At 63.7% G+C, this 15241-nt stretch carries 14 protein-coding genes and 1 pseudogene; 7 read left to right on the top strand and 8 right to left on the bottom strand.

The annotated features are described in order from the left end of the window. Window positions 1-88: 88 nt before the first annotated feature. Window positions 89-343 carry a thioredoxin domain-containing protein gene (locus BAUR9175_RS02990; protein ID WP_101582946.1) on the bottom strand — a complete coding sequence of 85 codons (255 nt, stop codon included), beginning with the start codon at window positions 341-343 and terminating at the stop codon, window positions 89-91. Window positions 344-366: 23 nt separating this feature from the next. Beyond that, entirely contained in the window at window positions 367-570 is a 204-nt protein-coding gene (locus BAUR9175_RS19910) for a MerR family transcriptional regulator (RefSeq protein WP_371860643.1), read from the bottom strand. 119 nt (window positions 571-689) lie between these two features. On the opposite strand from BAUR9175_RS19910, the gene BAUR9175_RS02985 reads away from it, so the two are divergent. Next, window positions 690-1196 carry a DUF2306 domain-containing protein gene (locus tag BAUR9175_RS02985; protein ID WP_035278249.1) on the top strand — a complete coding sequence of 169 codons (507 nt, stop codon included), beginning with the start codon at window positions 690-692 and terminating at the stop codon, window positions 1194-1196. On the opposite strand, the gene BAUR9175_RS02980 is transcribed toward BAUR9175_RS02985, so the two are convergent. After that, on the bottom strand, window positions 1142-1468 hold the full coding sequence (locus BAUR9175_RS02980; RefSeq protein ID WP_009881926.1) for a GNAT family N-acetyltransferase: 327 nt from the start codon (window positions 1466-1468) through the stop codon (window positions 1142-1144). The genes BAUR9175_RS02985 and BAUR9175_RS02980 overlap by 55 nt on opposite strands. A 169-nt stretch (window positions 1469-1637) precedes the next feature. Between BAUR9175_RS02980 and BAUR9175_RS02975 the strand changes: the two genes are divergently transcribed. Further along, window positions 1638-2225, top strand: a complete 588-nt coding sequence (locus tag BAUR9175_RS02975) for a GNAT family N-acetyltransferase (protein WP_101582944.1) — start codon at window positions 1638-1640, stop codon at window positions 2223-2225. A 136-nt stretch (window positions 2226-2361) separates the two neighbouring features. Here the strand turns inward: BAUR9175_RS02975 and BAUR9175_RS02970 are convergent, their stop codons facing one another. From BAUR9175_RS02970 to BAUR9175_RS02960, 3 genes are all read right to left on the bottom strand, one after another. Continuing rightward, on the bottom strand, window positions 2362-3780 hold the full coding sequence (locus BAUR9175_RS02970) for an SLC13 family permease (protein ID WP_101582943.1): 1419 nt from the start codon (window positions 3778-3780) through the stop codon (window positions 2362-2364). 147 nt (window positions 3781-3927) lie between these two features. After that, window positions 3928-5331 carry an NAD(P)/FAD-dependent oxidoreductase gene (locus BAUR9175_RS02965; protein ID WP_009881929.1) on the bottom strand — a complete coding sequence of 468 codons (1404 nt, stop codon included), beginning with the start codon at window positions 5329-5331 and terminating at the stop codon, window positions 3928-3930. 162 nt (window positions 5332-5493) lie between these two features. Next, on the bottom strand, window positions 5494-6597 hold the full coding sequence (locus BAUR9175_RS02960) for a YeiH family protein (protein WP_101582941.1): 1104 nt from the start codon (window positions 6595-6597) through the stop codon (window positions 5494-5496). An 86-nt stretch (window positions 6598-6683) separates the two neighbouring features. On the opposite strand from BAUR9175_RS02960, the gene BAUR9175_RS02955 reads away from it, so the two are divergent. The 5 genes from BAUR9175_RS02955 to BAUR9175_RS02935 all read left to right on the top strand — a co-directional run bounded on the left by BAUR9175_RS02955 (window position 6684) and on the right by BAUR9175_RS02935 (window position 12131). Then, window positions 6684-7601: a LysR family transcriptional regulator gene (locus tag BAUR9175_RS02955; RefSeq protein ID WP_101582939.1), complete on the top strand. Its 918-nt coding sequence runs from the start codon at window positions 6684-6686 to the stop codon at window positions 7599-7601. A 43-nt stretch (window positions 7602-7644) separates the two neighbouring features. Beyond that, window positions 7645-8802 (top strand): trans-sulfuration enzyme family protein, encoded by a 1158-nt coding sequence (locus BAUR9175_RS02950; protein WP_101582937.1) that lies wholly within the window; start codon window positions 7645-7647, stop codon window positions 8800-8802. Then, the gene (locus BAUR9175_RS02945) at window positions 8802-9371 is read left to right on the top strand and encodes a GNAT family N-acetyltransferase (RefSeq protein ID WP_101582935.1); all 570 of its coding nucleotides are present in this window, start codon (window positions 8802-8804) and stop codon (window positions 9369-9371) included. Before BAUR9175_RS02950 ends, BAUR9175_RS02945 begins: the two co-directional genes overlap by 1 nt. 156 nt (window positions 9372-9527) lie before the next feature. Then, window positions 9528-10286 carry an enoyl-CoA hydratase gene (locus BAUR9175_RS02940; protein WP_096157523.1) on the top strand — a complete coding sequence of 253 codons (759 nt, stop codon included), beginning with the start codon at window positions 9528-9530 and terminating at the stop codon, window positions 10284-10286. Between the two features lie 213 nt (window positions 10287-10499). After that, a complete protein-coding gene (locus BAUR9175_RS02935) occupies window positions 10500-12131 on the top strand; it encodes a long-chain-fatty-acid--CoA ligase (protein WP_101582934.1) in 1632 nt (543 codons plus the stop codon). A 138-nt stretch (window positions 12132-12269) separates the two neighbouring features. Here BAUR9175_RS02935 and BAUR9175_RS02930 read toward each other — a convergent pair whose 3' ends face one another. Then, entirely contained in the window at window positions 12270-13235 is a 966-nt protein-coding gene (locus BAUR9175_RS02930; RefSeq protein ID WP_009881936.1) for a hypothetical protein, read from the bottom strand. Window positions 13236-13661: 426 nt separating this feature from the next. Next, window positions 13662-15219, bottom strand: a pseudogene (locus BAUR9175_RS02925) (FAD-dependent monooxygenase). Window positions 15220-15241 lie beyond the last annotated feature (22 nt).

Genomic DNA, 15241 nt, shown 5'->3' with positions numbered 1-15241 from the left:
TGCCGCGCATCACCTCGATGCAGATGCGATCTCTGCTCAGATCATCGGTGATCGGGCTGGTGTTCTTGCTGGCGACCTCGGCCAGGGATTAAATATGGCGACGAATCGTATCCGGTCCCACCTGGTATCCCGAGGCGCTGAGTTCATCGAGAACACCGGCCATCGAAGCCACTGCGGTCGGCGAGATGTCCGGCCATCCCAGTTCGTGAAGTACCCCACGAATATCGTTTTCGACGGATGAGGATTCAGGGGCGGGAGGTGAAGCCGGGTCAGCAGACTTCAGGACGTTGCTCGCCTCCAGAGCCAGCCTCTGACAGATGCCCATCAGTTCGATGTTCTCCAAGGACTCGTCATCGATGGACCGAGTCAGTGCGGCGATGGACTCGATCGGGGACCCGAGCTCTCGTCGCAGCCAGGTGATGAGGGCAAGGCGATCGAGATGGGCCTGGGAGTAGACGGCCGTGGTCGCATTCCGCTTCCGGCCGGGGGGGGAAGGATGCCGACGTGGATGTAGTACTTGATGCTGGCGGTCGAGACCCCGGACTCTGCGGCCAGAGCGCTGAGTTTCATGCGAATCCCCACATCCTCGAACGGGTTGGAGCGCCAGTGGTTCGGCGACTCAATCGGATAGCAGATCCGACTCTGCTATCTACGTTGCCGACCTTGGTTAGTGGAACTATCTTAAGTCTATGACAACGATGTTCATAGCAATCCACGCGCTGGCCGCCTCGGGTGTTGTGCTTCTGGCGCCGGTTCAGCTCATCCGACGAACCAAGGACCGCAAACACAGATGGATCGGACGGTCATGGGTCATCCTCATGTACTTCGTATGCATAAGCGGCATGTTCATCTACACCCTCAGCGGAAGCTTCACGGTCTTCCATGCGCTCGCGATCTTCACCTTCGCAACCACGACCATCGGCGTCATCTCGATTCGCCTCGGCAAGGTCCGCAGGCACGTGTCGATGATGGTCGGATCGTGGCTTGGGGCGTTGGCGGCGGGCACCTTCGCTGCGATCATCCCCAGCCGCGACATTCCGCAGCTGGCGGTGGCCGAGCCCGGTCTGCTGTGGGGCGCCGTCGCCTTCGTCGTCATCGCCGCGACGCTCTGGGTGGGCTACGTCCTCAGGTTCGTGCCTGCTCAGGCCCGCATCTCGTCGAACTCGGGGTTCTTGCGGAAGAAGTCCATGACATAGGAACAAGTCGTACGGAAGGCCAGATCCGCCTCGGCGCTGGTCTCCAGGGCATAACGCACCAGGTGGGCGGCGATGCCGCGGCCACCATAGGCGGGGGACACCTCGGTGTGGGTGAAGGTGCGCACCGCGGATTCGGACGTGTCGTCCGGGCCGGCCTCGCGGTCGATGTAGTCGACGTGACCGATGGACTTGCCGTTGTGGCTCACCGTGAAGCGGGCAGCCGCCTCATCCTGGGCGAAAGTGTACGTCTGATCCGAGATCACGAGGTCCATGCACGCTCCTCAAAGGCGAAGCTGCCGGTCATTTCATACCGGCAGGCGAATGTGTCAGTCCTGATACGTGAAACTATAGTTGTGTTCGCGCCCGAGCGACTAACCTGTTGAGCAACCCGTTCTTTCGGCCGTTCCCGGCGACGGTCAATCATCCTCAAGGAGCCGACCTATGTCCACCCATGCCCCCGCCACCATGGTCGATGCTCACACTCTGGTATTGAACGAAACAGGCTTCGATGTCAGCGAACTCGGCCCAGACGATATCGACGACTATGTCGCGTTGGTCGCCTCCGCGTACCGTGGCGAACCCTCGAAACAGGGGTGGACGACCGAAGCGGATCTGCTCAGCGGTCAGCGACTCGATGCCGATATGGCCCGCGAAATGCTCGCCGAATCCGACTCCTCGATGATCTTGGTGCGCTCGGCGGAGGGCTTGGCCGTCGGCAGCGTCTACCTGCGCGAACCCGTTGACGGTACCGCCTACCTCGGCGTGCTCGCAGTGTCCCCGGAAGGTCAGGGACAAGGTGTGGGATCGGCCCTGATGAACCTCGCCGAGGCATGGGTGGCCGAACGCTGGAACGCGCGCTGGCTGCGGATGAGCGTCATCAACAAGCGTGCCGAACTCATCGCCTACTATGAGCGCCGCGGCTACGAGCGCACCGGCGAGATCGAACCCTTCCCCTACGGCGACGACCGGTTCGGGGTGCCGCTGGTTGATGATCTCGAGTTCGTCGTCCTGGTCAAGGAACTGCGCTGACCTGAATGAAGCGACACACAAATGGTGCCCAGCGAATTTCGCTGGGCACCATTCGTATGTCGGTCGGCGGCTGCTGCGCTGACGTGATGAGAACTCTGTGGTTCGAGCGCCTCAACGGGCCCGGACCACAGATTCCTCAGAAGAACATGGCCGGGACGACGAGGCCGCCGACGAGGACGATGGGTCCGATGATGACCATCGACATACCGAACTTCACGAGGATGCGCGTGAGCCTGGCCTTGTGATCCTGCGGGGCGGTGGCCACGACAGTGGCACCCAGTGTCGAGAACGGTGAGACGTCGACGACGGCCGAGCACACACCGAGTGCCGCGATGAGCGCCCAACCGGGGACTCCGCCGGCGGCGATGAGAGGCAGCGCCAAGGGCACGAGTGCCGCGAGGATGCCTGTCGTCGAGGCGAAGGCGGAGACGAGTCCGCCGACGATGCACAGAACGAAGGCTGCGATGAGCGGCGAACCGATCGCTTCGGCACCCTCGCCGAGGAGGTCGACAGCGCCCATGTTCTGCAGAACACCGACGAAGGTGATGATGCCGCCGACGAGCAGAACCGTCGACCAGTCGATCTTGGGCAGAGCGGCCTTGCCTGTCTTGGGATCGGCGAGCGAGAGGATCGCACCGAAGAGGAAGCAGAGCAGACCGATGTCGGGTTCTTTGCCGAACGCGGCCAGAACCACGACCGAACCGATGAGGCCGACCATGAGGACCACTGTGAGGATCTGCACGAAGGTGAAGGGCCCCGACTCGGCACTTGCCGAGGAGTTTGAGGAGTCGAACAGGGCTTCGTCCTCGTCATCCTCACCGAAGGCCACATTCGTCGCCGAGGCGGATCCGCGGGAGATCGTCGAACCGGCAGCGTCGCCGGTGGTTCCGAATTCGTTCGTCGCAGTGGCGTGTGTACCGGAGTTCCCTGATCCTGCAGCGGCCATGGCGGACTTCCGGCCGAAGAGTTTGCGGCCGAACATGAAGTAGGCGACGGCGAGCATCACGAGGTAGACGACGACCGCGATGCCGAAGAGCAGGAAGGGAGACAGATCGATTCCCGCATCATGGGCGGTGCTGTAGGTGACGATGCCGTAGAGGCTGGTCGGGGCGAACCCGCCGGCGCCGATGGCGAAGCAGATCGCGAGACCCATCAGTGCGTAGTCGACTCCGTACTTGCGGGCCACCTGCATGCCGACCGGCATCATGACGAGGCCGGCCAGGGGTGCACCCATGGAGGCGATGCCTGCCGTGATGACGAAGAAGACGATCGGCAGGAGGACAGCAGAGGATCCGACCTTCTCCAGCGCCCAGTCGATGATCTTGTCGACGGTCCCGTTCTCCTGCGCAATGGCGAAGAAGTAGGTGACCCCGGCCAGCAGGATCATGATGGACAGCGGGAACTCCGCAATGATCTTTTCGACGGTCATATCTGTCAGGAACAGGCCGGTTCCGGCGGCGCCGACGAGCATGAGCACGCCGATCTGCACACCCCGGATCGCGCCGATTGCGAACAGGGCGACGAAGATCAACAACGCAATGATTTGTACGAGCATAATTTCCCATTCAGGCTGAAATTTCGCTGAGCGAAACTGGTTGACTCGCTGAGTGACACTACCAGTTCGGCAGGGTCAGTAGCGGTTGCCGCAGCCCGAATGTTCAGTATTTCTCATCTACCGGCACTCGCATGTGTTCAGTCGAGATCAGCCCATCACATTGCCGCTGGTTCCTGCTGGTGTGCGCAGGCGGGAGAAGGTGCCCAGGTCCAACTCTTCGCCCGTGAGATTGAGTGGTATCCGGACAGGATCATTGTCGTGATCGTGGCCGGCTTCGACGGCGTCGATGAGGCCTGCCATGAGCTCACCGACCATCGGTGCGTTCTTGAACTGATTGCCGCTGGTGCCGACGGCCTGATAGAAGCCATCTGCCTCTGACTGATCGTAGATGGGCGTCCAGTCCGCGGCGACGTCGTAGACGCCGACAACTCCGCGCGCTCGGTTCGGGATCGTGATGTCGTTGAATCGTTTGGCTGCGCGCAGGGACTGCGTCTCGAACTGCTCGGGTCGAACACTCATCGACACCTCGTCGGGGTCATCCACCCATTCGAGTTCGTCGCACTCGGGTTCTGAGCCTCCGATGAGCAGCTGCCCTCCTACCTCGGCGCGCATATAGGTGCCGATGCCGGCATCGAGGAGTGCAGGGATGCGGGAGCCATCGGCGCGGATGACGGTCGATTCAGCCGGCAGAGTGTGGACCTCCTGGCGCAGCGGAGTCAGCGAGACCCCGTGGTCCGATCCGACGCCGGCGAGCTCGTTGAGTCTCGAGGACCAAGGACCGGCTGCGTTCACCACCACAGCGGCATCGAGGACCCGGCCGTCGGCAAGGTCGATGCTCCAAGCGGCGCGTCCCTCGCTGGAATCGCCTCCTTCGTCAGGTGCGCCTGCTTTGCTAGGTACGCCCTCGGTCACGTCTTCGGGCGCGCTGCCGACAGTCTGCTGTCGGTCGAGGACTCGGTGGTCTAGGGCGATGACTTCGGCGTTGTAGAGGAACTGTGCGCCGTGTCGTTGGGCGGCGCGGACGAAATTCTCCGTGGCCAGGACGGGGTCGGAGATGTACCCGCCGTCCGGTGTGTACAGGGCATTCGCCTCCTCAGCACTGTCGTCGAGGAACGCCGGATCATCGGGACGCACGGGCGGGTGGTAGTTCGAGACGTCGATTCCGGGCAGCTCCCGCGAGAGCTCGACTGCGTCCCATTCGGCGTAGGGGATTGCGAGATCGTCGAAGTGGGACCGGAGGGTGGGTGGAAGCAGTCCGGGAATGTCGATGACGGCCATGCCGGTGCGGATGAAGTCCGCCACCGGCTCCGCTTCCGGTGCCTGGAGGTGGTCTCGGAGGTTCTCCCACAGATGCTTGGACTCCCAGGCCATGGCGATGGAGTCTCGCAGTGAATAGGTGAAGCGAACGATCGCACTCGTGGCCCCGGTCGATCCCTGGGCCGGTCCCGATTTCTTGTCGACGACGGTGACCGCGTATCCGCGTCTGGCCAGTGAATAGGCGATCGAAGCCCCCATCACGCCGCTGCCGATGACTACCGCGTCTGCGCTCATTGCTGCATCCTTCGCTCACCTAGGCGTCGATCGTGATCTCGGCCGACCTTTTGATCTCAGCCGTCCGCGGGATCGTCTCCCGATCCGACTTCTGCACATCGTATCGAGATCGGGCTGTCGGCAGGGCAGGCTTCCAGCATGTGTGCTCAGGTCAGTGCTCGCTCAGGTCAGCAGAAGGGCTCCGCCAAGTCCGATCACGGCAACGATGAGAGTCGTCGTCGCGGCCAGCCCGATGGGACCGGCGCCGAGGTTGCGCAGCGAACGCCATTGGACGCCGCGTCCCAGGGCGAACATGGCCATGGCCAGGCACACGGTCTGCAGCCAGCCCAGACCGGAGACTGCGAACTCGGGCAACAGGCCGAAGGTGCGCAGGCCCGCCATGAGAAGGAACCCCACGACGAAGAGCGGCACGATGGGCGGACGTTTCGTCGCTGGCGCCGGTGGCTTCCCACCCGAAACTGACTCCCCGGAGGAAGACTGGGCAGTCGACGCTGACTCAGCCGTTGACGAGGACTGCGGGGCCACCTCGGCGGGAGACGTCACCGAGGCCTGGGCCCGGCTCTCCCGGCGACGCATCACCATGCTGAGGACGGCGACGGTCGGGGCGAGCATGATGACGCGGGAGAGCTTGACGAGGACGGCGACCTGCAGGGCGGCGGGGCCGATGATGCCGCCGATCGCGACGACCTGGGCGACCTCGTGCGTCGAGGCCCCACCCCACATTCCGGCGGTGTCCGGGGCCAGCCCGAAGGCGATGCTCAGCGACGGGATCACGGCGATCATCAGCGTGCCGAAGAGGACCACAAGGCCGATCGCCGCTGCCACGTCCTCCTTCTTCGCCTTCAGCGTCGATTCGACCCCGGCGACAGCGGCGGCACCGCAGATGCCGAACCCGCACCCGATGAGCAGCGCCAGATTCGACTCGACACGGAACGGACGTGCCAGGAGCAGTCCGGAGACGATGCCGACGCCGACGACCACGGCGGCGAGGACGAGAACCAGCCAACCGAGTTCGAGGATGTCACCGAGAACCACCTGCGCGCCGAGGGCCACGATGCCCAGACGCAGGAGAGGCTTGGCTGCGAAGTCGAGGCCGGGTCGGAAGGTCGGCGGCAGCTCGGGGAAGACGTTGCCCACGACGATCCCCAGGACGATGGCGATGAGGAGTGGGGAGAGGACGGGTGCCAGCAGGGAGATGGGCCACGCGATCGCGGTGGCGGCTGCGGCAACCCCCAGGCCGGGGAGGAGACGGACAATGTGCTTCATGGAATCAGTCTGTCAAGCAGGCGCGGGAAGCGGTAGCCGCTAAAAGTCGAACAACCCATATCGGGATGATATGGCATAATCGGGCCATGCAGGAGCTCAGCAGGATGCAGGATTGGCCCGAGTTGCCGGCTCTCGGGCTGCTGGTGACGCTGAGCGCGAGCGCTCAATCCATCGGGCAGGCCGCCGAGGCGATGGGACTTGCCCAGCCGAATGCCTCGCGCAGTCTGCGCAACCTCGAGCGGGATCTCAAGGTGCCGCTGCTGCGGCGCTCGCCTCGAGGGACTCAGCTCACGGCCGAAGGCCACGCGGTTGCGCAATGGGCTTCGAAGGTCATCGACGCCTATGCCGATCTCAATGCGGGCACCCGCGCCATCCAGGATGCCCGGGCCGGCACCGTGCGCGTGTCCGCCTCCCTGACCGTGGCCGAATACCTGCTGCCGCGTTATCTGACGACGTTCACCTCGACGCATCCCGACATCGATGTGGGCCTGGCCGTCGAGAACTCCTCGGCAGTCATCGCGGCCGTGCGCGAGCAGCGCTGCGACCTCGGGCTCATCGAATCCGTGTCCCTGCCGGAGGGCTTTCCCGCCGAGGTGGTCGGTCATGACCGCCTCATGATCGCCTCCGCACCTACCTTCGCCGAGGCTTGGACCCACCCGATCAGCGCCGAGGAGTTGGCGACGGTGCCGCTTCTGGTCAGAGAGGTCGGTTCGGGAACGCGGGAGGTCCTCGATGCTGCGTTGGCACAGTTCGGCGGGGCGCGCGTGGCGGGGGAGTACGGGTCGAACTCGGCGCTGAAGATCGCCGCGGCCACTGGACTCGCGCCGGTCGTGCTCTCGGAGCTGGCCCTGCGCGATGACTTCAGCGCTCGCCGACTGGTGCCGCTGCCTGTCGAGTCCGGAGTCGCCCTCGACCGCGAACTGCACGCGGTGTGGTCGCCCGGGCGTCGGCTTTCAGTCGGAGCCACAGCATTGTTGGAGCACATGGTCAACGTGCACGACTGAGTCATCGATGCACCGCCGCCTGCGCACGACATATATTGGGCAAATGACCACACGAGATTCCTCCCACGCGCCAGAGACCGTCGTCGTCGAAGCGGGTCGTCCGCAACGCTCGAACGGGTCCTCGGTCAACCCTCCCATCGAACTGTCCTCGACTTTCGTCGGCAGCGGCGAGATCGATCATTCCGACTATGTCTACGGTCGGTTCTCGACTCCGGCATGGACTCCGTTCGAAGAGGCGCTGGCTGAACTCGAACATGCCGAACTGCCTGGACTGGTCTTCGGTTCGGGGCTGGCCGCGATCGCCGCGGCACTCAGCCTGGTCCCTCGCGAGGGCACACTGATCATGCCCCGGCACTGCTACCAGGGGTCCCTGGAATCCGCGGCTGAGGTCGCCGAGCGCAATGGATTCACCCTCACCACCGTCGACATCGCCGACACAGAAGCCGTCGTCAGCGCACTCGATGACGTGGCAGCCGCCTCGGCGGTGCTGTGGATCGAATCTCCGACGAACCCGATGCTCGAAGTCGCGGACACCCCCGCGCTCATCTCCGCCGCACGCGAACGCGGCATCCTCACCGTCGTCGACAACACCTTCGCAACCCCACTCCTGCAGACGCCACTGGATCTGGGCGCCGACGTCGTCGTCCACTCCGTCACCAAATACCTCGCCGGTCACTCGGACGTCGTACTCGGTGCTGCCCTGACCAGCAGGGAAGATCTGCACAAGCGGCTGCACAGCGAACGCTCACTGCGAGGAGCGATCGCCGGACCCTTCGAAGTCTGGTTGGCGCTGCGCGGCCTGCGGACACTGTCGGTGCGCATGGAACGAGCCCAGGCCAATGCCGCGCTGATCGCCGAACGCCTGAGCACGCACTCCAACGTCGTCGAGACCCGCTACCCGGGGCTGCCCACCGACCCCGGCCACAAGCGTGCGGCAGCCCAGCTCTCGGGATTCGGTGCGGTCGTCGCCTTCTGCACGGAGACCGCGGAACAGGCCACAGCCGTCGCCGAGGCGGTCCGGGTGTGGACTCCGGCCACGTCCCTGGGTGGGGTGGAGTCCCTCATCGAACGTCGTCGGCGCAATACCTCGGAACCGGAGTCGGTTCCCGACGGGCTGCTGCGTCTGAGCGTGGGCATCGAGCATGCCGAGGATCTGTGGGCCGATCTCGACGCGGCTATCAAGGCCGCTCACAGCGCCTGATGGCTGAGCCGTTCGTGCTTGACCGTCCGGGTCTTGAGGACCTGGATGAGATCTTCGAGATCTACGGCGACCCCCGCGTGTGGACGCACTTTCCCAGCGGCAGGATGATCAAGCGGGAAGAGGCCGAGGCCTACCTGCTGACGCGCATCGCTGATTGGGAGATCGACGGGCTCGGATCATGGATCGTCCGCGAATCCGAGGGCGGCCCGGTGCTGGGAATGTGCGGCTGCGGTGTCAGGCGCATGCCCTTGGTCGATGAATGGAACCCGGATCGGATTGAGGCCTATTGGAACTTGGGCTACCGCTTCCGTCCCGAGGTCCAGGGTCGCGGCTATGCCAGCGAGATCTCTCGTCTGGCCATCGCTCGAGCCCAAGAGGTCAAGCCCGAACTGCCGGTCATCGCCTACCTGCTCGAACACAATGAGGCCTCCCGAAAGGTGGCCGAGAAAGTCGGCCTGAGCCTGCAGTATCGCGTTCCAGATGCCGGCAACCCCGATCCGCAGGCCATGCGCCTGGTCTTCGCTGACCGCACCCTGACCGGGACGCAGCTGGCGGCCGCCCTGATCTGAGCGGGAGACGGTTGGCCTGAGTGTGAGACGGCTGGGTTGAACGAGGCGCTTCAGCGGCTGCGTGCGCCCGGTGAGACGTGTGACCCAGATCAACTTATCGTGCGTTAAGGTTGGGGTGAAACATCAGTCACCCAGCGCCAACTATGAGGAGTCGCTTTGACCTCGAGTGTTCTCACCGATCTGCAAGACGGGGTCGTGACCATCACGATCAATCGCCCCGAAAGCCTCAACGCGCTGACCAGGGAGGCCATCGAAGCGGTCGGGGAATCCGTCGCCGAGGCGGCTTCCACGGCCCGTGCGCTCATTCTCACCGGCAATGATCGCTCCTTCAGCTCGGGAGCCGATCTGCAGGGCTCGGTGCAGAACGGGGGCCTCGGCCTTGACCGGGCCAATGAGATCATCCGGTCGATCATCGACCTGCCGATTCCGACCATCGCCGCGGTCTCCGGGCCGGCCGCCGGCATCGGCTGCTCTCTGGCTCTGGCCTGTGACTACACCGTGATGAGCGAAGAGTCCTACCTGATGCTGGCCTTCACCAAGATCGGCCTCATGCCCGACGGCGGAGCAACGGCACTCGTCGCAGCCTCGGCGGGGCGGCATCGAGCCATGAAGATGGCGCTGACGGCACAGAAGGTCTGGGCGAAGGAGGCTGCGGATTGGGGCCTGGCGAGCCTGGTCACGCCGGCGGGCGAGCACCTGAACCGGGCGCAGGAGATTGCGGCGCAATGGGCGCAGGGTGCACCTCTGGCCTTCGCTGCTTCGAAGGAAGCCATCAATACCGCGACGCTGACCGAGCTCGACGATGCATTCGATCGGGAACTCAAGGGGCAGACGGACTTGCGAGCCAGCAAGGACTTCGCCGAAGGCGTTGCAGCGTTCATGGAAAAGCGCGGCCCGAACTTCACCGGCGAATAACCGATGGCCGGTGAGCGCACGGCCTACCCTCACCTCGGCGCCCACATGTTTCTAATTGGTAACGTTGCGGCAAAAGTTGTGAGCGGCATCACTTGCCGGGATAGTCTGACGATGAAAATAGTCCGGATACCTACACGCCCCCTCTGATGCAGCAACACGAACACATCCCAGCACGAATACACCCAGCACGACCATCATGACCAAAGGAGTCTCATGCTTACAGGCATTCCATCCACCCTCGGTGACAGCTACCAGCTCAACACCACAAGTCTGATCCGCCATGCCGCGACGGTCTTCGGCGAATCAGAGGTTGTCTACCGCCGGTCCGATGGCTCCTGGGGTCGATCGAACTATGCCGACGAGTACAAGCGGATGGCTCAGTTGGCACACGGGCTCGACGAACTCGGTGTGGGCGCGGGCTCCATGGTCGGCGTCATCGACTGGAACTCCCGTCGTCACCTCGAGCTCTACTTCTCGGTTCCCGGCGTGGCCGCGACCATGCTCCAGCTCAATCTGCGCCTGGCACCTGAAGACCTCGCCTACGTCGTCAGCCACTCGAAGTCCGACTGGATCTTCGTCGACGAGTCCCTCCTCCACGTTGCCGAGGCACTTGCCCCGAAACTCGACGTCAAGGGCTGGGTCGTCATGACCGACAAGCCTGCATCCGAGATCGAGACGAGCCTGAACAACGTCGTCTTCTACGAAGACCTCATCGCCGACAAGCCCGACACCTACGACTGGCCCGTCGTTGACGAGAAGACCGCTGCCTACGCCGGATACACGACCGGAACCACAGGCCGGCCCAAAGGCGTCTACTACTCCCACCGCTCGATCTACCTGCACACAATGGGCGGACTGGCAGCACTGCAGGCGACCTTCGATGACTGCGTCATGCCCATCACTCCGATGTTCCACGTGCTGTCCTGGGGCTTCCCGCAGAACGCGGTCGCAGCCGGCGCCAAACTCGTCCTGCCCGGCAAGTTCGCCGCCGAGGAGTTCGGCGCCATCAGTCAGGCCTTCATCGAGGAGAAGGTGACGCTGGCCAACGGTGCGCCCGCGATCTTCACCCCGATGCTGGCGATGATGAAGAGCATGCCGACCCCGCCGGACCTCACCGGAGTCCGTCTGGTCTCCGGTTCTTCGGAGCCGCCGCTGTCGATGATGCGCGGCTTCAAGGAGGTCACCGGCGCCGAGGTGATCCACGGCTACGGTGCCACCGAGACCACACCGCTGGCGACGACGAACTGGCGCATCAAGTCCGGCATGAACCTCAGCGACGAAGAGAAGTGGGACCTCAAGCGCTACCAGGGCCTGCCGATCATCGGCGTCGAGGTCAAGATCGTCGACCCCACCGGTGAGGAGATGCCTCGCGACGGCAAGTCGGTCGGCGAGATCGTCATGCGCGGTCCCTGGATCACCGAGTCCTACTACCAGCTGCCCGACAACGCCGACCGTTTCCTCGACGGCTGGTGGCGCTCGGGTGACGTCGGCGTCATCGATGCCCACGGCTATCTCAAGATCACCGACCGTCTGAAGGACGTCATCAAGTCCGGCGGCGAATGGATCTCCTCGATCGACATGGAGAACGCGATCCTCGACAGCCCCAACGTCAAGGAGGCCGCGGTCATCGGTGTCCCCGACGAGAAGTGGGACGAGCGTCCCGTGGCCTATGTCGTGGCCAATGACGGCGCCGAGGTGACCCGCGAGTCCATCGTCGAAACGCTCAGTGAGCGCTTCGCCAAGTGGCAGATGCCAGATGAGGTCTATGTCGTGGACGAGATGCCTCGCACCTCGGTGGGCAAGCTCGACAAGAAGCTGCTGCGCAAGAACTGGGAAGAGAAGTAAGAATCAAGTCCAGAAGTTGGGCTTAAGCCCGCGCGGCCTGGCTCGAGCTGGCTGCGAGATCGAAACAACGCTGGAGCGCCGAGGCGGCTGTGCACGCACAGTGGCCACGGCGCTCCAGCGTTGTCTCGCCGGGATCTCCTATGAGTCATTGATCGCTGAGTCGATGGCCCACTTGATCTGGGCGAAGATGTTTGGCCGGAAGAGGTCGCCAAACGTCAGGTTGAACACCTTGAATCCTGCATTGACGAGGTTCATATTGCGTTGGTGATTCTCACGGGCGGCGGCATTGGGGCCATTCGGATGCATGTAGTACTTGCCCACCCCATGAACTTCGACGATGACCTGCGCCGTTTCGTGTCGAAAGTCATTCCTGCCGATGAAGTTGCCTGTCGGCGAATAGGTATTGACCTGGGGCGTCATTCCAGTGACACCGTGGCGACGGAATTTGACCGCGCAGAATGCCTCCGCATTGGACTCGTAGGCTGCATTGGACAAGGTCAGCGCCAATTGAGCGCGCTTGAGACCCCGTGATCCTGCGGCGAAGTGGAGCTTGATCATCTCTCTGGTTGCGCGGCCCTCCCGCATTGCCTCCGATATCAGCGGAACCGATACCTCGAGCGAATGGTCATGCGCGATGTCCGCAAGCGTTCTGGGCAGACTAGTCACGGGGTAGCTGAGGCTGCGGTCGACATCTTCGCCGGCGATTGTGCGGTCATAGAGAGTCAGGTCCGGGTAACTGCGAGAGTATGCGCTCCTTGAGACCTCGACCTTTTTCGTCCCTGCGACAACAGGATCGAGTCCATGGATCAGTGCGGCGGAAATATGTGAGAAGACATCGCTCGGTAGCACCGAGTCTCTCCGTGATGCGATGCGAATCCGCAGCTCCTCGACCTCGTCCCTGATGTCGCCGTGGAACTGCGGAAACGTGATTCCGGGTTCGTGTGCCAGGGCCCGGATGAGTTCAAAGTGCGAGTGGGTGCAGTCCGCCATAATGATGTATTTGCCGCGGCGTACTCTGCGCAAGCAGCATTTCAGAGCCGCAGCGAGATCGGCGCGAGGCATATCGAGTTCGGCGAGGTCGCTTCTCGTCACGATCCGAAACATGCGACTATTATGCAATCATATGAATCCAAACGCAATCAAACTACATCAAAGCACATAACTGGAGAATGGGTGACACGGCTGGATGCTGTGAGATGAGCCCTGAGCCCTGAGCCCTGAGTGCTGAAGGTGGAGTACTGGACACTTTGGCTGACGCAGCTTTTGAGAGTAACTGCCCGTGTGGAAGCGCTGCTGTCAGGCGACGGAGGTTGGTGTCCTGTCCAGCCTCACTTTTGCGGGCCAGCAGTTCGTCCGCGGCAACGGTGGAGCGTCGAGACCACTTGGTGTGCACGGTGGCTCCGGCGCTCCAGCGTTGTCTCGACAGATGAAGGATATGGGAGACCTCGGCCCAGGTTCTAGCCAGGTTCTGTCCTGCTCGAACGCTGAGCGGCTGTCGTCAGTGGTTGCCCTCGGCTGCCGCTGATCGGGTCAGGCCGAGGGCACCATGATCCCGGAAAAGAAGTCGACGAGCTCGGCATGGGCATCGAGCGGCAGCACCTGGGCAACATACTGATCCGGGCGGACGATGACCAGGGCACCCGCACTGCGGTCGATGCCGCGGACGTCGAAGATGTCCGGACCTGTCCGCAGGTCCGCGCAGAACATCTTCTCGTAGTCGATGAGGCCGAAGCGTCCCTTGCGCGGCAGCAGGAACTGCGGCATCGCATCGACAGACAATTCGCGATGGCCCTGTTGGAAGATCGCGCGGACGTCGAAGACCGCGTCGGGGTCTGCCCCGGCAGGCGTGTAGCGGCGAACCGGGGACTCGGGTGACTCAGCGAGGAAGTCGCAGAGTCGGCGGATCGCCGAATTCGTCGAGGCCGGATCTGCGTCGTCGGCGAAGGCATAGAGTCGCCAGCGACCATCGGCCTGCGCCTGATGCCCGATTTCGAGGGGCTTGGCGTCGGCGAGGCGGATGGTGGGGGCCGAATGGAAGCGCTCGCCGATCGGGAAGCCAGTGGCCAGGTGTTCGTGGGCGTCGTCACCGGTGATCAGGTTCGGCGGATAGTCGGTGGCGAAGCCGGCAGTGAACCGTCCACCCGCGGTGAAGATCTCCTGCCGCTCGGCAGCGCTCATGCCACCCGCCTCGGGATCATTCGGATCGGCTGGCTTCGCGGCCATAGCCTCTGACCAGGTGAGATCGAAGTCGATGACCTCCTGGGCAATGGCCTGACGCTCCTGGGCGTAGGTGCCGAGGAGCGTGCTCGGGCTGCGGCCCCGCAGCACTGCGGCGAGCTTCCATCCCAGGTTGAACCCGTCCTGCATGGATACGTTCATCCCCTGGCCGGCCTTCGCCGAATGGGTGTGGCAGGCATCGCCGGCGATGAACACATGCGGTGAACGGGTGCCGCGCTCCGCCTCGGCGACGTCCTCGAAACGGTCAGCGATGCGCTGGCCCACCTCGTAGACCGACCACCAGGCGATGTCCTTGACCTCGAGCGAGTAGGGATGGAAGATCCGCTGCGCGGCTTCGATGATCATGTCCGAGGTGAACCGACTGCGGGCACCGGAGTCGTTGGGATCGAGATCGCCGAGGTCGACGTAGAGGCGGACCATGTAGCCGCCCTCGCGCGGGATGAGCAGAATGCTGCCGCCGGACGCGGACTGGATCGCCGACGTCGTCCATGCGCCCGGTGCGAGTGATCTGTGCCGGGTCAGCCTCTGCCGGCCCCCAGAAGGTCGTCTCGTTGACCCAATAGGCTTCGCGCACGAGGCGTTCGGCCAGGCCGAACGCGCCGAACATCTCTACCGTCCGGCAGGCGACCCCGTCGGCATGACCCAGCTCGAGTGGTCCCTCACGGCGTTCGATGACGCGAGTGGTGATGTCGGGGAACTCGGCCAGCTGTGCGGCGAGAACGGTTCCGGCCGGCCCCGAGCCGACGACGAGGACATCGACTTCCTCGGGGAGCTCAGGTGACTGTGCCGGGGTGCTCGGCGAAGCCTTCTCCGGGTCGCCGGGCTGGAATCCATTGAGGTAGAACTGCATGCTGCTCCTGTCGTCTGCAGAA

Source organism: Brevibacterium aurantiacum (assembly GCF_900169065.1).
Lineage (GTDB): Bacteria > Actinomycetota > Actinomycetes > Actinomycetales > Brevibacteriaceae > Brevibacterium > Brevibacterium aurantiacum.
This window is presented reverse-complemented; position numbering and strand designations above follow the sequence as displayed.